The 19,543-nt window shown below is 67.1% G+C and carries 21 protein-coding genes; 12 read left to right on the top strand and 9 right to left on the bottom strand.

From position 1 onward, the window contains the following. Positions 1-2: 2 nt before the first annotated feature. Together LPH33_RS23355 and LPH33_RS23350 are read right to left on the bottom strand one after the other, a co-directional pair. Positions 3-1,508: a YhgE/Pip domain-containing protein gene (locus LPH33_RS23355; RefSeq protein ID WP_229566280.1), complete on the bottom strand. Its 1,506-nt coding sequence runs from the start codon at positions 1,506-1,508 to the stop codon at positions 3-5. A 108-nt stretch (positions 1,509-1,616) separates the two neighbouring features. Continuing rightward, complete coding sequence (locus LPH33_RS23350; protein ID WP_189637522.1) at positions 1,617-2,279, bottom strand: IclR family transcriptional regulator; 663 nt, start codon at positions 2,277-2,279, stop codon at positions 1,617-1,619. 176 nt (positions 2,280-2,455) lie between these two features. Between LPH33_RS23350 and LPH33_RS23345 the strand changes: the two genes are divergently transcribed. From LPH33_RS23345 to LPH33_RS23320, 6 genes are all read left to right on the top strand, one after another. After that, a complete protein-coding gene (locus tag LPH33_RS23345) occupies positions 2,456-2,884 on the top strand; it encodes a nuclear transport factor 2 family protein (protein ID WP_229566279.1) in 429 nt (142 codons plus the stop codon). Positions 2,885-2,932: 48 nt separating this feature from the next. Then, positions 2,933-3,763, top strand: coding sequence for an SDR family NAD(P)-dependent oxidoreductase (locus LPH33_RS23340; RefSeq protein WP_060652710.1), 831 nt, complete (start codon positions 2,933-2,935; stop codon positions 3,761-3,763). Further along, complete coding sequence (locus LPH33_RS23335) at positions 3,756-4,553, top strand: SDR family NAD(P)-dependent oxidoreductase (protein WP_026061203.1); 798 nt, start codon at positions 3,756-3,758, stop codon at positions 4,551-4,553. The genes LPH33_RS23340 and LPH33_RS23335 overlap by 8 nt, the downstream gene beginning before the upstream one ends. Further along, positions 4,550-6,010, top strand: a complete 1,461-nt coding sequence (locus LPH33_RS23330) for an FAD-dependent oxidoreductase (RefSeq protein ID WP_060652711.1) — start codon at positions 4,550-4,552, stop codon at positions 6,008-6,010. Before LPH33_RS23335 ends, LPH33_RS23330 begins: the two co-directional genes overlap by 4 nt. Positions 6,011-6,045: 35 nt before the next feature. Then, positions 6,046-7,377 (top strand): MFS transporter, encoded by a 1,332-nt coding sequence (locus LPH33_RS23325; RefSeq protein ID WP_016692514.1) that lies wholly within the window; start codon positions 6,046-6,048, stop codon positions 7,375-7,377. Between the two features lie 133 nt (positions 7,378-7,510). Next, positions 7,511-7,915, top strand: coding sequence for a hypothetical protein (locus LPH33_RS23320; protein ID WP_026061201.1), 405 nt, complete (start codon positions 7,511-7,513; stop codon positions 7,913-7,915). 13 nt (positions 7,916-7,928) lie between these two features. Here the strand turns inward: LPH33_RS23320 and LPH33_RS23315 are convergent, their stop codons facing one another. From LPH33_RS23315 to LPH33_RS23305, 3 genes are read right to left on the bottom strand one after another with little or no spacing between them, the layout of a single operon-like run. Beyond that, positions 7,929-8,603 (bottom strand): response regulator transcription factor, encoded by a 675-nt coding sequence (locus LPH33_RS23315; protein WP_229566277.1) that lies wholly within the window; start codon positions 8,601-8,603, stop codon positions 7,929-7,931. Next, on the bottom strand, positions 8,591-9,682 hold the full coding sequence (locus LPH33_RS23310; protein WP_229566275.1) for a sensor histidine kinase: 1,092 nt from the start codon (positions 9,680-9,682) through the stop codon (positions 8,591-8,593). Before LPH33_RS23310 ends, LPH33_RS23315 begins: the two co-directional genes overlap by 13 nt. 9 nt (positions 9,683-9,691) lie before the next feature. Then, positions 9,692-10,342: a DedA family protein gene (locus tag LPH33_RS23305; RefSeq protein ID WP_229566274.1), complete on the bottom strand. Its 651-nt coding sequence runs from the start codon at positions 10,340-10,342 to the stop codon at positions 9,692-9,694. 157 nt (positions 10,343-10,499) lie between these two features. Between LPH33_RS23305 and LPH33_RS23300 the strand changes: the two genes are divergently transcribed. From LPH33_RS23300 to fahA, 4 genes are all read left to right on the top strand, one after another. Continuing rightward, positions 10,500-11,027, top strand: a complete 528-nt coding sequence (locus tag LPH33_RS23300) for a MarR family winged helix-turn-helix transcriptional regulator (protein WP_016692512.1) — start codon at positions 10,500-10,502, stop codon at positions 11,025-11,027. Positions 11,028-11,143: 116 nt separating this feature from the next. Beyond that, a complete protein-coding gene (locus LPH33_RS23295; protein ID WP_060652716.1) occupies positions 11,144-12,346 on the top strand; it encodes a homogentisate 1,2-dioxygenase in 1,203 nt (400 codons plus the stop codon). Next, the gene (locus LPH33_RS23290; RefSeq protein WP_229566272.1) at positions 12,343-13,224 is read left to right on the top strand and encodes a hypothetical protein; all 882 of its coding nucleotides are present in this window, start codon (positions 12,343-12,345) and stop codon (positions 13,222-13,224) included. Before LPH33_RS23295 ends, LPH33_RS23290 begins: the two co-directional genes overlap by 4 nt. Further along, positions 13,221-14,405: a fumarylacetoacetase gene (gene fahA / locus LPH33_RS23285; RefSeq protein ID WP_229566270.1), complete on the top strand. Its 1,185-nt coding sequence runs from the start codon at positions 13,221-13,223 to the stop codon at positions 14,403-14,405. Before LPH33_RS23290 ends, fahA begins: the two co-directional genes overlap by 4 nt. Before the next feature lie 97 nt (positions 14,406-14,502). Here fahA and LPH33_RS23280 read toward each other — a convergent pair whose 3' ends face one another. The 3 genes from LPH33_RS23280 to LPH33_RS23270 all read right to left on the bottom strand — a co-directional run bounded on the left by LPH33_RS23280 (position 14,503) and on the right by LPH33_RS23270 (position 16,257). Next, positions 14,503-14,721, bottom strand: coding sequence for a helix-turn-helix domain-containing protein (locus LPH33_RS23280; RefSeq protein ID WP_016932798.1), 219 nt, complete (start codon positions 14,719-14,721; stop codon positions 14,503-14,505). Next, entirely contained in the window at positions 14,721-15,395 is a 675-nt protein-coding gene (locus LPH33_RS23275; RefSeq protein WP_229566269.1) for a hypothetical protein, read from the bottom strand. Before LPH33_RS23275 ends, LPH33_RS23280 begins: the two co-directional genes overlap by 1 nt. 124 nt (positions 15,396-15,519) lie before the next feature. Further along, positions 15,520-16,257: an IclR family transcriptional regulator gene (locus LPH33_RS23270; protein ID WP_060652753.1), complete on the bottom strand. Its 738-nt coding sequence runs from the start codon at positions 16,255-16,257 to the stop codon at positions 15,520-15,522. 138 nt (positions 16,258-16,395) lie between these two features. Here LPH33_RS23270 and LPH33_RS23265 point away from each other — a divergent pair, with 138 nt between their 5' ends. After that, positions 16,396-17,826, top strand: coding sequence for an acyl-CoA synthetase (locus LPH33_RS23265; protein ID WP_229566267.1), 1,431 nt, complete (start codon positions 16,396-16,398; stop codon positions 17,824-17,826). 6 nt (positions 17,827-17,832) lie between these two features. Here the strand turns inward: LPH33_RS23265 and LPH33_RS23260 are convergent, their stop codons facing one another. Next, positions 17,833-18,588 (bottom strand): MOSC domain-containing protein, encoded by a 756-nt coding sequence (locus LPH33_RS23260; protein WP_229566265.1) that lies wholly within the window; start codon positions 18,586-18,588, stop codon positions 17,833-17,835. A gap of 539 nt (positions 18,589-19,127) precedes the next feature. Between LPH33_RS23260 and LPH33_RS23255 the strand changes: the two genes are divergently transcribed. Beyond that, entirely contained in the window at positions 19,128-19,325 is a 198-nt protein-coding gene (locus LPH33_RS23255; RefSeq protein WP_229566263.1) for a hypothetical protein, read from the top strand. Positions 19,326-19,543 lie beyond the last annotated feature (218 nt).

The raw sequence follows: 19,543 nt of genomic DNA, 5'->3' as shown, positions 1-19,543 counted from the left end.
CGCTACCCCCGACGCGCGGCGGGGTCCCCCATTTCGTTCGTGGGCCCGTCGCTGTCGCCCGCATGCTCGGAGCTGCCGGAGGATTCGCCCGTATCGTCACGATCGTCCTCGCGCGTGTCCACGCTGTCGTTCGAACGAACCGTGTCGGTCGCGACCGCAGAATCCCGAACGTGCTGTCGCGACGGCCGCCAGGGCAGACGCACGGGTGCGTCCGCGGCCCGGTGGAAACCGACGCGGTCGTAGATCCACGTCACCAGGGCGCCGACGACGAGACCGAACACGACGCCGACGATCGTCATCGTCACGCCGTGGCCGAGCCCGGCATCGGGTCGTCCGTCGAAGTAGAGGATGGACCGCACCGCGAGATAGATCTGGTGCATCGGCTCGAAGGTCGACAACCATTCGAACATCCGCGGGGTGGCCTCGATCGGAATGGTGCCACCGGACGACGGAAGGCCGAGCACGATGAACACGATCAGATTCACCAGCAGGCCCGCCGCGCCGAAGATCGACATCACCGCGAGGGACGTGATGCCCACGGCCGAGATCGCGAGCGCCCCGTACTCCCACAGCAGCAGCGCGCGCGGCGCCGGCATACCGAGTGCGGTGGAGATCCACAGATACAACGCCGAGACGATCAACGACATGACCACCGTGATGCCCCACTTGAGTGCCAGCACCTGCAGGCGCGACATCCGGGTGGTCTCCCGCGCGATGTAGAGGGGGCCGTATTCGGTGGGCACGAAACCGAGGGCACTGTCGACGACCGCGTTGATGATCGTGGCGCCTGTGAAGCCGGCCAGGATCAGCAGCAGGGTGTAGAAGAAGGCGGACAGACCTGCGCCCGTCCCGTCGGGCAGCGGCTTGTGCTCGACGGTGAGTGCATCGATCGGTTGGGCCAGGACGAGGCTGGAGGCGCCGGACAATTGCAGGTCGGGTGCCGACTCGGCGAGCGTCGCGGTGACGGTCTCGGTGAGCTGCTGACCGACCGTGTCGTTCACCTGGCTCAGTGCGCGGTCGCCGACCGTCGTGACGATGCCTGTCGCGAACGCACCCGTCCGGGGGTTCGTGTACAGGGTGATGATCGGTTTCTCGATGTCACCGGGAACGACGGAGGCCTGCGCGAGGATCGAGATGCGTTTGGTGAAGTCGCTGGGGATGACGATCGCGCCGTACAGGCTGCCGTCGTCGAGACCCTGGTTGGCGGCCGAGATCCCCATCCGTTGCAGATCGATCTCCTCGGGATCGATGCCGTCGAGGATGCCCTCGGTGATCTGGTCGCCGAAGTTCTGTCGCTCGTCCGATCCGGGCAGCACATCGCCGACGTCCTGATTGACGATGGCCATCGGGAACTGTCTCAGGTTCTCGCTCGGATCGAGGAGTGCGCCGAGATAGAAGTACGCCAGGGCACTCATCACCGCTGCGACGACAGCGAAGGGCGCGAGCCAGAAGCGGGGGCTGCGCAGGGTGCCGTGGTGCGGATCGGTGGTCGATCGGTTTGAACTCACCTGTCGATTGTGCACACAGGTGTGTGCTGTCGGAGGGCTCGAGTGCTCGAACGCACGCGAAGTCGGGCTGCGTGATCTGTCACTCCGACCCGCTCACCATGCCATCGGTCACCGGAGCAACTCGCCGAGAGCCGCCGCCGCAGAGACCACGGCCGCCGCGAGTCGGGCTTCATCGGTGGCGTCGAAGACCGAGACACCTATCGCCGCCTGCGTACCCCCGGGACGGGTCGGCACTGCTGCCGAGATTCCGATAGTGGTCGATACGACCTCGCCGGCAGAGACCGCATAGCCCGTCTGTCGCGCTCGGGTCACTTCCGGGCGCTCGTCGGGGCGTGGCGGCATGGATCCGAGGATCGCCAGACCGGCCGAGCCTCGATCCAACGGATGGACCTGGCCCGGACGGAAGGCGATGTGGACATCGGATCGCCGGGGTTCGATCACCATGATCGCGCGCACCACGGTGTCGGATTCGCGGACGACGAGGTGGGCGGTGGCCTCGACGCCGTCGGCGAGATCCTCGAGGATCGGCCGGGCCAGAGTCCGTAGGTCCTGCTCGACGGATTCGGCCAGTGTCACCAGGCCGGTGCCCAGCGAGATGCGCTTGTGGTCGTCGCGGCGGCACAGTCGGTGCGCCTCGAGTGTCCGGACGAGTCGGTGGGCGACCGTGCGGTGTACGTCGAGGCTCTCGGCGATCTCGCTGACTGACAGACCATGAGGGTTCCGCGCGAGCAGTTCCAGGATCTCGAGACCGTTGTGGAGCGTCTTGGACATGCCGGCATCCGGCTCGATCCGCGGCAGATCCAGATCCCCCGTTTGTGCAGGTGCATCCCGCATTTGTGTCATGACCCCCGTTACCTCCCTTGACGTCTGTGAACTGTAACACCTAGTATTTCCGTTAATCGCACACTAAGTGCGATTATCGCACACACGGATGGTTTTCGTACGACATGACACGGACCGACTACGTGGACGCGGCGGTTCTCGCCCACATCCACCAGCTCTACGGGCGGCAGAGCCACCTCATCGACGAGGGCGCTGCGCGCGAGTGGGCCGAGACGTTCACCGCCGACGGTGAGTTCTGCTCGCCCAGCTACCCCGCCCCCGTGGCAGGAACCGACGACCTCGCGGCTTTCGCCGAGCGTTTCCACGCCGGCGCGCGGGCAGCAGGGGAAGTGCATCGGCACGTCGTCACCAACCTGGCCACCTATCGCGTCGACGAGGACGTCCTTCGTGTGCGGGCTTATCTGCAGATCGTGGCCACCGTTCGTGGCGGCGAATCCAGGCTCGTCCGGTTCACCACCATCGACGACCGCGTCGTGCGCACCGGCGGCGAATGGCGCATAGCCCGCCGCGTCGTCTCCCGCGACGACAGCTGACCGTCGCGTCTCTTTCCTATTCGTTCCACATTTTCGGAGGAATCACCCATGACCGTTGACGCCCAGAACCCGGGCCGTACCGTCACCACCCAGATCGTCGCCCTCTACCCGGAGATGGCCGGCAAGGTTGCCGTCGTCACCGGCGCGGCCCGCGGCATGGGTGCCCAGTTCGCGCGCGGTCTGGCCACGCGCGGCGTGCACGTGGTCGGCGGCGACATCAACGACGTGCAGATGAAGGAGACCGCGGAGCAGATCAACACCGATCTCGCCGTCGAAGCCCTCGTCGAGACACCCGGCACGGTGATCGGAGCACGTGTCGACGTGACCGATCCGGCGGAGCACGAGGCGCTCGCGCAGGTCGCGCTGCAGGAGTTCGGTCGCATCGACTTCTGGATCAACAACGCCGGCATCTTCCCGTTCGCCCTCGCCGAGGAGATCTCGAAGGATCAGATTGCCGCCACCCTCGACGTCAACGTCGAAGGCGTGCTCTTCGGCGCGCAGGCCGCGGCGCGTCACATGCAGCCCGGTAGTGCGATCGTGAACATGTCGTCGGTCTCGGCGCTGCGTGTGCGCAAGGGCCGCGGTGCGTACTGCGCCTCCAAGGCCGCCGTCGCCCATCTGACCGAATCGCTGGCAGTCGAGTTCGGCGACAAGGGAATCCGTGTCAACTCGATCGCTCCGGGTTACATCGACACCGAGATGACCCGGTGGGTCCAGGAGGACCCGGCCGCACTGAAGCACGCGCTCGACGTCGTCCCGCTGCACCGGCTCGGTGCCCCCGAGGAGGTCTTCGGACCGTTGCTGTTCCTGCTCTCCGACAGCGCCCGCTACGTCACCGGACATTCGATCGCCGTCGACGGTGGATCGCGTCATGTCTGACAGCGTCGTCGAATCCGTGTCGTACCCCTCGGTCGTGCTCGTCACGGGCGCGGCCGGGGGAATGGGCGCCAACCATGCCCGTGCGCTTGCTGCGCGGGGAACACATGTGTGCCTTGCGGATATCCACGACCCGTCCGAGGTCGTCGAACAGATCGAGGCGGCCGGTGGTTCCGCATCGGCGCACACGCTCGACGTGTCCGACGCCGCGGCATGGGAGCGAGTCGTCGACGAGATCCGCTCCCAGCGAGGTGAACTCGGCGGACTCGTCAACAACGCTGGCATCTCCCGACGTCTCGAATTCATGGACACCCCGGACGACGTCTGGGAGAAGACCATGCGGATCAACCTGTTCGGCCCGTTCTACGGGATGAAGGCGGTGGCTCCGCTCATGCGCGACAGCGGTGGCGGCTCGATCGTCAACATCTCGTCGATCTCGGGGCAGATCGGCTACTTCTCTCCGGCCTATTCGTCGAGCAAGTGGGGCCTGCGGGGCCTGTCCAAGTCGGCGGCGGGGAACTTCGCGCGCTGGGGTATCCGGGTCAATTCGGTTCACCCCGGCCTCGTGGGCACGGCCCTGCTCGGCGGCGCCGACGCGTTCGTCGGTGCCGCATTGAACAGCGTTCCGGCCGGCCGGATGGCCACCGTCGACGAGATCACCGACGCTGTGCTCTTCCTGCTGTCGGATCGTTCGAGCTACATGACCGGCAGCGAAGTGACCGTCGACGGCGGCATGACGTCCAACGGCCTCTATCACCGCATCATCGCGGAGACGGGAGATCAACTCTCATGAATGACGACATCATCGACGTCGTGGTGATCGGTGGTGGCGGTGCCGGTCTCGCGGCCGCAGTGTCCGCTGCCGAATCCGGCGCGAGCGTCCTGCTGTTCGAATCCGAAACCGAACTGGGTGGGTCGACACAACTCTCCGCAGGACTGTTCACCGCGGCAGGCACCAGTGTGCAGCGTGGTCTCGGTATCGAGGACTCAGCCGAGAAGTTCTTCCAGCACTACATGGATCTGAACCACTGGGTCCTCACACCCGGGTTGGTCCGTGCGTTCTGCGAGAATGCGGGCCCCACCCTCGAGTGGCTGATCGGTCTCGGTGTGGAGATCCCCGCCCGGGAATCGTCGAACGCGCACATGCCCGGTCTGTGCCAGGCCGGCGTCGAAGACGTGTGGCGCGGGCACGTGCCGAAGGACCAGGGTTACGGACTCGTGCAGACCCTCGACCGTGCACGTCGCGCACACGGTGTGGAAGCCGTGCTCGGCACCCGGGTCCAGCGGCTGCTCGTCGAGGACGGACGTGTGGTCGGTGTCGTCGCCGACGACATCGAGGTCCGTGCCCATGCCGTCGTGGTCGCGTCCGGTGGCTTCGCGCAGAACCGCGACCTGCTCGAGCAGTACTATCCGTATCCGCTCGGAGCCGGCGAGTCGCTCTTCGTCGTCGCCGCCCCGGGTAGCCGTGGCGACCACTTCCGCTTCGGCGAACAGGTCGACTCGGCGATCGCCGGCAAGGACTGGGGGCTGACCATGCCCACCGCCTACTTCCAGCGTTACCACCACTGGCAGGCAGGCTTCCCGCCCAAGTCGCGGGTGTATGTGAACAAGTCCGGCCGGCGGTTCATGGACGAGGACGCCTCGTACGCGGTCTCCGGTGGTCTCATGGATCGTCAGGACGGGCCGGTGTGGGCGATCTTCGACGAGAAGGCACGCACCGGGCTGCCCGCCGGTTACACCGACTGGGACGCCGACCGGATCGCAGAGGAAGCCGACGCCGGTCGTACCCTGCGGGCCGACAGCCTCCCCGAACTCGCCGACCTCATCGGCGTACCGGTCGATGCGTTGGTAACCACGATCGACCGTTGGAATACCCAGCTGCCCAACGGGATCGATCCCGACTTCCTGCGGCATCGCACCCTCGCCAACAAGGGATCGACCTCGAACCCCGACCCCATCGCGGAGGGACCGTTCTACGCGGCACGTATGCTGCCCGCCGAACTGGTCTGCACCCACGCCGGGCTCGAGATCAACCCGAACGCGGAAGTTCTCGACACCATCGGGAACGTCGTACCCGGCCTGTACGCGGCCGGAGAAGCGGGCGCCGGCATCCTCGGCCTCCGCTATGTGGGCGGCGGCAACGCCGTCGCCAACGCATTGACCATGGGCCGCATCGCCGGCCTCAACGCGGCCCGGTCGGCTGCATCCGGCGCCGCTCCACGCACCGCACTCGGCGCTGCCGGCGTGTAGCGCCACCTCCCCTCACATTCGAAAAGGACACGAACATGCTCGGATCGGACGCGGCATCCCCCGCAGTGAGTCCACCCCAGGTCGGCACTCCGCAGCCGAAGCAGTCGACGACGAAGGTCATTCGTGCTGCCGTCGTGGGCACCATCGTCGAGTACTACGACTTCGGTATCTACGGCTACATGGCGACGATGGTCGCCACCCTGTTCTTCGTCTCCGAAGACGAGACAGCTGCTCTGCTGGGAACGTTTGCGGCCTTCGCCGTGGCGTTCTTCCTCCGGGTGCCCGGCGGCATCTTCTTCGGGCACATCGGTGACAAGTACGGTCGGAAGAACGCACTGTCGTGGACGATCCTGCTCATGGTCGTGGCGACCGCGGCCATGGGACTGATGCCCACCTACGCCACTCTGGGCGTGTGGGCGACGGTTCTGCTCGTGCTCGCCCGCTGCCTGCAGGGCTTCGCGGCCGGCGGTGAACTCGGCGGCGCGAACGCATTCGTCTCCGAATCCGCACCGGCACGCTGGCGCGCGACGCAGACGTCCATGGTCAACTCGGGTACCTACCTGGGGTCGTTGGTGGCGTCTCTCGTGGCGCTCGGCATCACGTCCACCTTCTCGGAGGAGCAGATCCTCGAATGGGCATGGCGCATCCCGTTCCTGCTCAGCGTGGTCATCGGTGTCGTCGGCATCTGGATCCGTAACCATCTCGAGGACACCCCGCAGTTCGAGGAACTCGAGGAAAAGGGTGAGACGAAGAAGCTGCCCATCGCGGAACTGCTGAAGACGTCGGGCGGAAGCGTCGTCAAGATCATCCTGCTCGGTGCGCTCATCATCGGCGGCTACTACATCGCCTCCGTGTATGCCGCGACCTACCTCCAGACCACGGGTGGGCTGTCGTCCTCCGTCGCGTTCCTGTCGACCTGCCTCGCTCTCGTACTCGGTGTGATCACGCTGCCCATCGCCGGTTATCTCGCCGACAAGTACGGGCGCAAGCCGGTGCTGTTCGCCGGTAGTGCCGCATCCGCGATCGTCGGTGTCCCGATGTTCATGCTGATGTCCGGCGGCACCGTCTGGCAGGCCGTCGTGGGCCAGTCCGTGCTGTTCATCTGCGTGTCGGTGGTCAACGGCGCCTCCTTCGTCACCTATGTCGAGATGCTCAAGGCGTCCGTGCGATACAGCGGTATCGCTCTCGGGAACAACGTGACGAACATGTGCCTCGGTGGCACCGCACCGTTCATCGCGACGTGGCTGATCGACGTCACCGGGAACTCGCTGGCACCGGCGGGGTACTTCGTGTTCTGTGCGCTGCTCACCCTCGGTGCGGTCTTCTTCATCGAGGAGACGAAGGGCATCGAACTCCGCACCGACTAGTCCTGTGGTGCAGCCGGAATTGTCGGAACCCGTCGGGGGCCGACAATTCCGGCATTCCCATATCCGGACCGCGTGGTCCGTGTTTCGATGTCCGGGAGGCACGGGTCCTCGAGACACGGGGTGGAGGGGAACGATGGCGAACGGATTTCGACGGGTACTGCGAGCCGGAGCGGTCGCCGCAGTGACAGGAGGGATCGTCCTCGGCGGCGCCGGCATCGCGGCGGCGCAGGACGAGTGGCCGGTCCAGCAGCCGAACAGCCCGATCTCCGTGTTCGAGGCGGACCCCGCCAACTGGCTCACCCCGGATGAACTCGCCTACTGGAACCCGCTGGTGAACGAGCCACGGCTGACCTCACCGTTCGGCACGAACACCCGCATCGTGTGTCAGGGCTTCCACGGCGTGACGACCGACTGCTGGCAGGCCGACCTCGAAGGCCGGCCACACAAGCTTCAGCGTCTGCCCGCGAACCTGCCCAACGTGACGGGGTCGAGCGCACCCGGCGGAGGCGTCGGGCACTTCGTGTATCCGCTCTTCTGATCCGCACGGGGCGTCAGCGGTCGTCCCGAGAGCTCGGGGTGCCCGTGCTCTCGAGATAAAGGAGCACCGCCCGTACCCGCCGACTACGGTCGGCCTCGCGTGGCAGGTCGAGCTTCACGAAGATCGAATTGACGTGCTTCTCGACGGCGCTGACCGACATGGTCAGACGATCGGCGATGCCGGTGTTCGTCAAACCCTGCGCGAGGGCCTCGAGCACCTCGCGCTCGCGTTCGGTGAGGGCGGCGATGGGGTCGGTGCGGCGGGTGTTCGCGAACAGTTGCCGCACCACCTCGGGATCGAAGGCCGTCCCGCCCGCGGCCACACGTTCCACGTCGGTGAGGAACGCCCCCACGTCCGACACGCGATCCTTGAGCAGATAGCCCACGCCACCCCAGCCGTTCGTGAGCAGGCCGGTCGCGTTCCGGTGCTCGACGTACTGCGACAGCACGAGCACAGCGACCTGCGGGTGTTCCTCCTTGATGCGCCGCGCCGCGTCGATGCCCTCCGTCGAGTAGGTCGGGGGCATACGCACGTCGAGCAACACGAGGTCGGGCACCTCGCGCTCGACGACGTGGTGCAACTCGACGGCGTTGCCCACACCGGCAACCACCTCGTGGCCTTCGTCCGCGAGCAACCGGGACAGGCCCTCGCGAAGAAGGGTCGAGTCCTCGGCTATCACGATGCGCACGGGATCCTCGCTTCCACGACGGTCGGCCCTCCGCGGGGGCTGTGTACGGAGAACTGCCCGTCCAGCGCAGCGACACGGCGCGCGAGACCTGTCAGCCCGGAGCCCGTCATCTCGGCCCCGCCACATCCGTCGTCGACGACCGTGACCGTGACGACGTGACCGTCCGCCGCGACGGTCACCGACACGTTGTCGGCGCCGGAGTGCTTCGTCGAGTTCGTGACCCCTTCCGCAGCAACGTAGTACGCGGCTGCCGCGACATCGTGCGGCGGTTCCGGGTCGATCGACAGATCCAGGTCGACGGGGAGGAAGGTGTGCGCGGACAACCCTTCCAGTGCCGCGGCGAGTCCGTGTTCGTCGAGCGCGGCCGGGTATATCCGCCACGCCACGTCGCGCAGTTCGGTGAGCAACGCCTGCGCCTGGGCGACGGCGTTGTCGAGGTCGGCGACGAGGTTCCCACTGCCGCGTTCGGCGGTGCGACGCGCGCGACCGACGTCGAGTGCGAGCGCGACGGCCCGCTGCTGGACGTCGTCGTGCAGGGCGCGTTCGATCCGCCGGCGTTCGTCGTCGATGGCGGTGACGACGTCGGCGCGGGTGCGCTGCAGGTCGCGGAGGCGATGCTGCGTGGCATCGTCGCCGAGCAGCCGCAGGGCTGTGCGGACGTCCCACTGGCCCACGATCATCGCCATCCGGACGGAGAGATAGATCATCACGGCGGCGACGAGGAGCGAGACGAGCCCGTCGGCGACGGAGATGCGACCGCCGGCCAGCAGGACGATCGCCCAGCCCCCGTAGCCGGTCGCGGCGATCAGGACGAGCAGGACGACGAGGCTGACGAGCGGACCGTAGGCCAGTCGGACGAGGAAGTATCCGGTCGGCTCGCGATCCGGAAGATCCCGGGCCGCCTCGGCGTCGAACCATCGCACGAGACGAGTGCGGTCGCGTTCGGCCGCGCGGCCCGGTCCGTCGGTGGTACGGCGAGCCGATGCCGCCGCACCCGTCACCGCGGTGACGATCCCGAGCAGGAGCCCGACGACGGCGCGGACCGAGGTCCCGAGTGAGCGCCGAAGGTGATCGATCACGGACCGACCCTAACGGGCGCGAATCGATCGGACACGGCGGACGACGAACACCGCCACTGCTGCGACCACCGCGACGATCACGAGTTTCTGCAGCACATCGGCATACGGTTCGACGACTCCCCAGTTCTCACCGAGGAGGTATCCGGCGAGTACGAAGATCGAGTTCCACAGGGCGTTACCGAGGGCGGTCAGGACGACGAAGCGGCCGACGGGCATGGCCTCCACCCCTGCGGGGACCGAGATCACGCTCCGCACGAGCGGCACCATCCGGCCGAGGAGCACCGACTTCTCACCGTGCCGGGTGAACCATTCTTCGCCGCGCCGCAGATCGGAGGTGTTCACCAGTGGGAGTCGCTCGACCACGGCATACATCCGCCGACGGCCGAAGGCGCGCCCGGCGAGGTAGAGCAGCAGTGCGCCGACGAGGGATCCGAGGGTGGTCCACACGACGGCCGAGACGAGGGAGATCTCCCCGCGGGAGGCCGCGAAGCCGGCGAGGGGAAGGATCACCTCGCTCGGGATCGGCGGGAAGAGGTTCTCCGCGGCGACCGCGAGGCCGGCACCGGGTGCTCCGAGCATCTCCATCAGCTGCAACGAGAGGCCTGCGAGGCCGTCGAGTTCATCGGTAGGTGACTGCGGGAGGGTCTGTGCGAAGTTCATGCCCGGAACGCTAGGAGCAACGAACGCGCAGGTCGCTGCGGTTTTCCGCCGACTTCACGGCATTCGGGGTGCGGTTTTCCGCAGTCCCGCCGATCTCCGGGTGATCCACCGGATAGTAAATGGATGAATTATCCCGGATCTGCGGTACTGTGACCGCATGTCCGGACCCCGCGACCTCGACTACTGGTCCTTCGTCGAACTCGCGCAGGAACGTCTGAACAGCAAGTTCGGCGAACATCACCGCAGCGCGACCGAAGTCCTGCTCACGCTCAACCGGGCGTCGGACATCGTCACCTACGACCTCGAGGCCGCCGTTCACCGTCCGCGCGGCCGGTCGTGGTCGGCCTACCGGCTCATGTTCGTCATCTGGCTCGCGGGCCCGATCGAGCCGAACGTCGCCGCGCGACTCACCGGGATGAGCCGCGCCGCCGTGTCGAACCTCGCGAAACCGCTGGTCGAAGCGGGGATCCTGGAGAAGACGCCGGTCAGTCACGACGCACGTTCGGTGCAGTTGTCGCTCACCGAAGCGGGGGAGAAGGAGATCCGCGACAGCTTCCGCGCCCAGAACGAGCGCGAGGAGGCCTGGGTGGAGGTGCTCACCCCCACGGAGCAGCAGATTCTCGTGATGCTCCTGAACAAGCTGATCACCAACCGCAGTCAGTTCGACGTGCGCGGACGCAACTGACACAGCCTCGTGACCTCTCTGTGGTTGCGCTCACGCCCTCCGGTTAGTTAATGTGTTTACTAATTCCAGGCGAGCGGCCTTCCCGCGCACGCCCGAGATCCGCGAGGAGTCAGATCATGGCGTTCTACCGACAGCTCGGCGTCATCCCGCCGAAGCGTCACACCCAGCACCGTGACGAGAACGGCAACCTGTACTACGAAGAGCTCATGGGCGAGGAGGGCTTCTCGTCCGACTCGGCGCTGCTCTACCACCGGTACATCCCGTCGGCGATCGTCGACGCCACCGAGTGGAAGCTGCCCGATCAGACCACCACGCCCAACCACCCGCTCAAGCCGCGGCACCTGAAGCTGCACGATCTGTTCCCCGAGACGATCTGGGCCGAGACGGATGTCGTGACCGGTCGCCGTCTGGTCCTGGGTAACGCCGACGTGCGCATCTCGTATGTCGTGGCGTCCAAGCCCTCGCCGCTGTACCGCAACGTCGTCGGTGACGAGATGGTCTACGTCGAGTCCGGTGAGGCCACCGTCGAGACGGTCTTCGGTCCGCTCGAGGCGAAGGCCGGCGACTACGTCCTGCTGCCGATGGCCACCACCCACCGCTGGGTGCCCAAGGGCGACGCACCGCTGCGCGCCTACACGATCGAGGCCAACAGCCACATCGTCCCGCCGAAGCGCTACCTGTCGAAGTTCGGGCAGTTCCTCGAGCACGCGCCGTTCTGCGAGCGCGACCTGCACGGCCCGACCGAACTCATGCAGGTCGAGGAGGAGAACGTCGAGGTGCTCGTCAAGCACCGCACCTCGCACGGCGTCGTCGGCACCCGCTACCTGATGCCGCACCACCCCTTCGACGTGGTCGGCTGGGACGGCTGCCTGTACCCGTACACCTTCTCGATCCACGACTACGAACCCATCACCGGCCGCGTCCACCAGCCGCCGCCGGCGCACCAGGCGTTCGAGGGCAACAACTTCGTCATCTGCAACTTCGTGCCCCGCAAGGTGGACTACCACCCGCTGGCCGTGCCGGTGCCGTACTACCACTCGAACGTCGACTCCGACGAGGTCATGTTCTACTGCGGTGGCGATTACGAGGCCCGCAAGGGATCGGGTATCGGCCAGGGGTCGATCTCGGTGCACCCCGGTGGTCACGCGCACGGCCCGCAGCCGGGTGCCTACGAGCGCAGCATCGGTGTGGAGTTCTTCGACGAACTCGCCGTCATGGTCGACACCTTCCGCCCGCTCGAACTCGGTGAGGGTGCGCTCGCGTGCGAGGACGCCGCCTACGCCGGCAGCTGGAACCGCAATGCAGGAGCAGCCAAGTGACTTTCGGACCTCTCCTGACCGGACTGTGCGACGACGCTGCGCTGTTCCCTCCGGGCAACGCCCCGCTGCCCGTCGCCGTCCCCGCCCACGCCGGGCACCGCTCGTCCGCGCACGCGCCGCTCGTCGAAGCGTTCGTCTTCCCGGCCGGTCGCCTCGGTGAGCTCGCGGATCACCTCGCGCAGCACCCGTATCCCGGTGAGCTGGCCCTGAGCCTGACCGCACCGACCGGCACCGCAGCCGTCCGGCCCGCACTCGAACAGGTCGACGCGATGGACTCGGTGTCCGTGGTGGCACTCGAGATCGCGGTCCCCGCAGAACAATCCGTCGACGAGCTGTTCGCAGCACTCGGCGAGATCTCCGCGGACCGCCCGGATGTCGATGTCTTCGTAGAGGTTCCGCGCGACGAGCGTCGCGCCGAGATCCTCGCCCGCATGGTCGGCACGCCCTACGCGGCCAAGTTCCGCACCGGCGGCATCGTCGCGGAGGCCTATCCCGACGAAGCCGAACTCGCCGCGGCGGTCGGCACGGTCGTCACCACGGGTGTTCCGTTCAAGGCGACCGCCGGTCTGCACCACGCGGTGCGCAACACCGACCCGAAGACGGGCTTCGAGCAGCACGGGTTCGTGAACCTGCTGGCCGCGGTGGACGCGGTGCTGTCCGGAGCAGACACCGACGAGGTCGCCTCCGTGCTCGCCGAACGCGACGGGGCAGTGCTCTCCGCCCGCCTCGGCGCCCTGTCCGACGACCGGGCCGCAGAGGTCCGGCGCCGTTTCCTGTCGTACGGCACCTGCAGCATCGCCGAGCCGCTCGAGGATCTGCTCGGCCTCGGTCTGGTGCCCCCGACCGTTTCCCCGATCACCGAAGGAACGAACGCATGACCACCATCGCCATTCCGGAGGGTTCGCTCTTCGGTCTCGACAACCTGCCGTACGGCATCTTCTCCACCGCCGACAGCGAACCCCGCGTCGGTGTCCGTGTCGGAGATTCGGTCCTCGACCTGAGTCGTGTCTTCGAGGACGACGTCGTCTTCGCCGAGCCGTCGCTCAACGCGTTCATGGCCCAGGGCCGCGCCCGGTGGGACGAAGTCCGCGCCGCGATCAAGGAACTCGTCGCCGGTGACGTCGCCGACGAGGCCGTCTTCGCCGTCGCCGACGTGACGATGCACCTGCCGATCGAGGTGGCCGACTACGTCGACTTCTACGCGTCGGAGAACCACGCGTCGAACCTCGGCCGGCTGTTCCGCCCGCAGAACCCCGACCCGCTGATGCCGAACTGGAAGCACCTGCCCGTCGGCTACCACGGCCGGTCGAGCACGGTCGTGACCTCGGGTGTCGATATCGTGCGGCCGTGCGGACAGCGCAAGGGCCCCAACGATCCTGCGCCGGTCTTCGGTCCGTCGATCCGCCTCGACATCGAGGCCGAGATGGGCTTCATCGTCGGTGTCGGTTCCCCGATGGGTTCGCAGATCACCCCCGACGAGTTCGCCGACCATTGTTTCGGTGCCGTCATCCTCAACGACTGGTCGGCCCGCGACATCCAGGCGTGGGAGTACGTGCCGCTGGGCCCGAACCTCGGCAAGTCCTTCGCGACGTCGATCTCGCCGTGGGTCGTCCCGCTCGCCGCACTCGAGGCCGCCCGCATCGACACCCCGGTGCAGGACCCGGAGCCGCTGCCGTACCTGAAGGGCACCGAGAAGTGGGGCCTGGACATCGATCTCGAGGTCGAGTGGAACGGGCACGTCGTGTCGCGCCCGCCGTACGCGCAGATGTACTGGTCGCCGGCGCAGATGCTCGCCCACACCTCCGTCAACGGTGCCGCGACCCGCACCGGTGATCTGTTCGGCTCCGGCACCATCTCGGGCCCGGAGAAGGACCAGCGAGGCGCCTTCATCGAACTCACTTGGGGTGGAGCAGAACCCGTGCAGGTCGGCGACGAGACGCGCACCTTCATCGAGGACGGCGACGAGATCGCCATCTCGGCCACCGCACCCGGCCCGAACGGGACCCGCATCGGCTTCGGTGAGGTCCGCACCCGCATTCTTCCCGCGATCGGGGAATAGAAGAAAAGGTCCGTGCGTCAGCCGGAGCGCCACCGGCCGGACCGTTGGCGATGCCCGGAACCCACGAGGTTCCGGGCATCGCCGTTTCTGTGCTCGGTCAGTCGACCGAAAGAATGTCGCCCACAGAGCAATCCAGTACGCGGCACAGGGCGGTGAGGGTCGAGAAGCGGATCGCGCGGGCGCGTCCGTTCTTGAGTACCGACAGGTTCACCACGCTGACACCGACCTTCTCGGCCAACTCGGTGAGCGTCATGCCCCGATCGGCCAGCAGCTCGTCGAGATGACACCGGACGGCATGCTCGGTTTCCGGAGGCATCAGACGAGTCCTTCGTTGTCGCGCGCCATGCGGCTGCCGATCCGCAGCACCACACCCACGGCCGAGATCACCATGCAGAAGACGTAGGCGTACCAGAACTCCGGTCCGAGAGGCGCGTTCGAGAGGACGTAATTCATGTCCACGTCACGGATCAGCATGTTGGTGCCCAGCGTACGGGGGATCATCGGGACGATGATGGTCGCGATCGCCACGATGGAGGTGATCCACACGAGCCGGATGGCACCCCGGTCGAACAGTCGGCCCCGGACGAATCGCACGACGATCCAGCTCAGCAGGGCCAGGGCTGTCAGGTAACCGAACGTCTGTACCGCCTCCCCGGCGCGGATGAGGCCGACGCTGACGGGTGAGAGGGTGTCGGTCGGAACGTCGATCACCGTCGTCGAGGTGGTCTGGAGGTCGACGCCGTTCGGGGTGGACAGCACCGGCGCCGCTGCCGCGTCGTCGAACCGGACCCGCGCGGTCACGATGCCGTCGCCGAGGGAGCTCGCGAGGTCGCGGACATAGGTGAAGAGCACGATCAGCGAGGTCAGCGCGAAGACGGTGAGGGACGCCCACAGATCGGTGCGGTCCTTCTTCGACGTCGCGGTGGGGGAGAGCGTGTCGGGCTCGGGGCGCGGGCCCTGGGGGCGGTCGGTGTCGTGGGTGGAATTCATGGTCGTCTCCGAACTCGCCGGACGGCGGACTTATCGATTGTCGATACCATCGATAATCGTTATACCTATCGACAAACGATATGTCCAGAGTTGGTGGGCTCCCGCGGTTCCTGCTCGGAGTGGATCAGGGCAGGCGACGCTCGATCGCGTCCCGCGCTGCCAGCGCCTTCGCGCCGTAGTCGGGGAAGAGGTCGGGTGTCAGCCGCGAGGCCGGGCCCGAGATGCTGAAGCAGCCACGCACGGCGCCACCGCGCCCGCGCAGCGCGACGGCGACGGCGGCGATGCCGTCGTGCAGCCCCTGTTCGGTCACGGCGTACCCGCGGGCGCGGATCTCGGCGATCTCCTCGCGCAGCGCCGCCGGGTCGGTGACGGTGTGCTCGGTCAGCGAAGGAAGCTCGGTCGCGAGGAAGTCCTCGATCCGCGCGTCGGGCAGCGACGCGAGATAGGCCTTGCCGGTGGACGCGGCGTGCAGGGGCAGGCGCGTGCCGAGCGCAAGGAAGGCGCGGAGTTGATGGGCACTGTCGAGTCGCTCGATCAGGACCAGCTCGTTCCCGTCCGGCACGGCGAGATGGATCGTCTCACCCGTCTCCGCCTGCAGGCGGTTCAGTTCGGGAAGCGCGACCTCGCGCAGGTCGTCGCCGGACGACATCGCACTGCCCAGGCTGAACGCGCGGCCGGTGATGACCCACTGCCCGGCGTTCGCCGTCGAGGGGCGCAGCCAGCCGGCTTCGGCGAGGGTCCGCAGGCACCGCTGAACGGTGCTCTTGGGGACGTCGAGGCGCTTGCTCAACTCCGAGAGTCCGACCGGTTGCGTGGTCGCGACCTCCTCGAACACGCGGAGTGCGGTGAGAACGCTGTTCATCGGAACCTTTCGCGCGTCGTTGACGGCAGGCAGCACGGGTTATAGGTTGATCCGGACCGCATCGTAGCACGGCGGTCCACAATGTGGACCAGGCGCTGCGCGACACCGTCCGGCAGGACGTCGAGAAGGGACCCACCGATGACCACCACCACGCCCGTGCCGTTGCTGACCTCGCTCACCGAATCCGGAGCAGGTGACGACCGCAGCGCCGTCCGCGTCGGAGACGTCTCGCTCACCCGATCCGAACTGATCGCGGCCGCCGCCTCGGTGGCCGACGAGGTCGCCGGTTCCTCACGGGTCGCCATCGACGCCACCGCGAGCATCGAGACGGTGATCGCCACGACCGGATGCCTCATGGCCGGTGTGGCCGCGGTGCCCGTGCCGCCGGATTCCGGCCCGGCCGAGCGCGCCCACATCCTGAAGGACTCGGGTGCACAGGTGTGGCTCGGCACCGCCCCCGACGACGTCACCCTGCCCGCGATCCCGATCGATGCGAGTGCGCGTTCGTCGTCCTCGCATGCCGAGGCGGACCCGAGCAGTGCCGCGATGATCATGTACACCTCGGGAACCACCGGTGCCCCCAAGGGAGTCGTGCTCTCCCGGTCCGCCGTGGCGGCCGGTCTCGACGGCCTCGCCGAGGCGTGGAACTGGACGTCCGACGACACTCTCGTCCACGGGCTTCCGTTGTTCCACGTCCACGGACTCATCCTCGGCGTCGTCGGCGCGCTCCGGCAGGGCTCCCCGCTCGTGCACACCGTGCGGCCGAAGCCCGAAGCCTATGCGGCAGCGAGTGGTTCGCTCTACTTCGGTGTTCCCACCGTGTGGTCGCGGGTCGTCGCCGACGAGTCCTCCGCTCGCGCACTGTCGTCCGCGCGCCTCCTCGTGTCGGGCAGTGCACCCCTGCCCGTCCCCGTCTTCGAGCGCATGCTCGCCCTCACCGGTTCCGCGCCGATCGAGCGGTACGGGATGAGTGAAACGATCATCACGATCAGCACTCGCCACGACGGTGAGCGCCGGCCCGGCTGGGTGGGTCTGCCGATTGCCGGGGTCTCCACCCGCCTGCGCGACCAGGCCGGCAACCTCGTGGCGCACGACGGCGAAACCCTCCGCCAGCTGGAGGTTTCCGGCGCGACGCTGTTCGACGGCTACCTGAACAACCCCGAGAAGACCGCCGAGTCGATGACCGAGGACGGTTGGTTCAGGACCGGCGACATCGCCGTGATCGACGACCAGGGCTTCCACCGCATCGTCGGCCGCGAATCGGTCGACATGATCAAGTCCGGCGGCTACCGGATCGGCGCCGGCGAGGTGGAACATGCGCTACTGAACCATCCCGGTGTGCAGGAGGCCGCGGTGGTGGGTGTGCCGGACGACGATCTCGGACAGCGGATCGTCGCCTACGTCGTCGGGGATCTCCGTGATCCGAGCGAACTGTCGGACTTCGTCGCGCAGACCCTGTCGATCCACAAGCGTCCCCGCGAGATCCGCACCGTCGACGCTCTTCCGCGCAACGCCATGGGCAAGGTGCAGAAGAAGATCCTCGTCGAGGACCACCTCGCCGGGAAGTGACCCGGTCTACTCGGCTGTGCTCGAGTAGTCGGCTCGGCCGACGCCGACTTCGTCGCCGACGGTGATGTCGCCGGGAGTCGGGACGGTCGCGTAGACGCCGATGCACGGCATCGGCTTGCCCTCCGGCACATTGGGCACCTGATGCGCGGTCATCACCTCACGCAGCATGTCGCGCCGCGCGGGAACCTCCTGATGGGGGAGCGTCACCATGACGCACCGCGCGGTGCGCTTGTGCGGTTCGAGGACTGCCGAGCCCACCGACACCCGTCGGCCGATCCATTCGTCCTCCACGAAACCGGTCGTGTCCGGAGTGTCGACGACCAGCTGCGGCCGGAACCGCCGCAACGCGACATCGGTGGGGTCGCCGGTGCCGAGCGCTTCGACCGCGGAGCGGGAGACGAGATGCACCGGCGCCTCGTCGTAGGTGCGGTCGCGCGGTTCGAGCCGCACGTCGTGACCGAGCAGCTTCGACAGCAGGTCGTCGACCTCGGGATCGTCGCCGCGCACCACCGTGCCGTCGGCGAGCGTGAGTTCGAGTGCCGCCGGATCGCGGGGGTCGTCGTCGTTCAGAAGTCGTGCGGAGCAGGTCAACAGCAGTCCGTAGCGTCGGAAACGCTTCGCACTCGCGATGTTTCCGGTTTCGGCGTCGACCAGCGCCCACAGGTGGTCGCCGCGCACACCGTCCGCTTCGATCGCTGCGGCGTCGATCCGTTCTCCTCCGAACGATTTCACCGGATAACGCCACACCTGATCGATACGCACGACTCGTGAGCATACGGGGAACTGGGGAAAATGTTACGTGCGATTCCAACTCGCGGACGAAAACACCCGAGTCTCCGCCATGTTCTTCAACGGCGCATTGCAGATGACCTCACCACTGTTGGAACCGATGAGCGAATCCACCGCACCACTGCTCGCGATCTACCCCAATCGCAGAAACATGAGGTGGACACGTGGATGCTGCGCCGTGCCGCGGTCGATGCACGCCGCCGACTCCCGAAGCTGGATGACCCGATTTCCTCGACCTTGCTGGCTCAACGGAAGCCGGCGTCGCGGCTGACCGCGCTACGCGCTGTCCATGTCCCCGCATCCAAACAGCACGCAGAAAAGGGACGGGACCGACAGGCCTATGACGAACTCCTGCGGTCGCAGCTTGCCCTCGGAGTGCTTCGAAACGCACATGCCGCAGAAGTCGGCATCGCCCACAAGCCCACCGGGCGACTGCTCGATGCATGGTTGGCCGGCCTGCCGTACACCCCACAGGTGCACAGCTGCGGGCGATAGCCGATATCCACACCGACATGACCGCCTCCCGGCCGATGAATCGGCTGCTGCAGCGAGACGTCGGCGCCGGAAAGGCCCCCGTCCTGGCAGCCACTGCGTTTGCGTTACTGGCAATCGAAGGCGGCTTTCAGGCGGTCCTCATGGCCCCGACCGATATTCTTGCTCGGCGCAACACTTCGAAGAGATCGCCGAAGCATTACGGCCTCTCGGCGTGACCGTCGACCTGCTGGTGTCCCGGACCTGCCTCTCCCCCGATCGACGCCGGTCGAGTTCGAAACCATCATGACCACACCAGTCGCACAGGCTGCGTGACCGAAACTGTCACCGAATCGTGCAGCAGTCCCCAACGTCCCACACGCATGTTGCGGTCTGGCTGTGGCTCCTTCTGTCGCTTGCCAGGGTGATGGGACCACCTCGTTGCCATGAGCATGGG

This window comes from Rhodococcus sp. RDE2, from assembly GCF_020885655.1.
Classification (GTDB): domain Bacteria; phylum Actinomycetota; class Actinomycetes; order Mycobacteriales; family Mycobacteriaceae; genus Rhodococcus; species Rhodococcus pyridinivorans.
Note: the sequence above shows the minus strand (reverse complement) of the source record. Positions and strands in the feature narration are given on the sequence as shown.

Coding starts and splice junctions, on each gene's coding strand:
- LPH33_RS23350 (WP_189637522.1), bottom strand. CDS start 2,279: ATGTCCAAGACGCTCCACAACGGTCTCGAGATCCTGGAACTGCTCGCG.
- LPH33_RS23345 (WP_229566279.1), top strand. CDS start 2,456: ATGACACGGACCGACTACGTGGACGCGGCGGTTCTCGCCCACATCCAC.
- LPH33_RS23340 (WP_060652710.1), top strand. CDS start 2,933: ATGACCGTTGACGCCCAGAACCCGGGCCGTACCGTCACCACCCAGATC.
- LPH33_RS23335 (WP_026061203.1), top strand. CDS start 3,756: ATGTCTGACAGCGTCGTCGAATCCGTGTCGTACCCCTCGGTCGTGCTC.
- LPH33_RS23330 (WP_060652711.1), top strand. CDS start 4,550: ATGAATGACGACATCATCGACGTCGTGGTGATCGGTGGTGGCGGTGCC.
- LPH33_RS23325 (WP_016692514.1), top strand. CDS start 6,046: ATGCTCGGATCGGACGCGGCATCCCCCGCAGTGAGTCCACCCCAGGTC.
- LPH33_RS23320 (WP_026061201.1), top strand. CDS start 7,511: ATGGCGAACGGATTTCGACGGGTACTGCGAGCCGGAGCGGTCGCCGCA.
- LPH33_RS23305 (WP_229566274.1), bottom strand. CDS start 10,342: ATGAACTTCGCACAGACCCTCCCGCAGTCACCTACCGATGAACTCGAC.
- LPH33_RS23300 (WP_016692512.1), top strand. CDS start 10,500: ATGTCCGGACCCCGCGACCTCGACTACTGGTCCTTCGTCGAACTCGCG.
- LPH33_RS23295 (WP_060652716.1), top strand. CDS start 11,144: ATGGCGTTCTACCGACAGCTCGGCGTCATCCCGCCGAAGCGTCACACC.
- fahA (WP_229566270.1), top strand. CDS start 13,221: ATGACCACCATCGCCATTCCGGAGGGTTCGCTCTTCGGTCTCGACAAC.
- LPH33_RS23280 (WP_016932798.1), bottom strand. CDS start 14,721: ATGCCTCCGGAAACCGAGCATGCCGTCCGGTGTCATCTCGACGAGCTG.
- LPH33_RS23275 (WP_229566269.1), bottom strand. CDS start 15,395: ATGAATTCCACCCACGACACCGACCGCCCCCAGGGCCCGCGCCCCGAG.
- LPH33_RS23270 (WP_060652753.1), bottom strand. CDS start 16,257: ATGAACAGCGTTCTCACCGCACTCCGCGTGTTCGAGGAGGTCGCGACC.
- LPH33_RS23265 (WP_229566267.1), top strand. CDS start 16,396: ATGACCACCACCACGCCCGTGCCGTTGCTGACCTCGCTCACCGAATCC.
- LPH33_RS23255 (WP_229566263.1), top strand. CDS start 19,128: ATGACCGCCTCCCGGCCGATGAATCGGCTGCTGCAGCGAGACGTCGGC.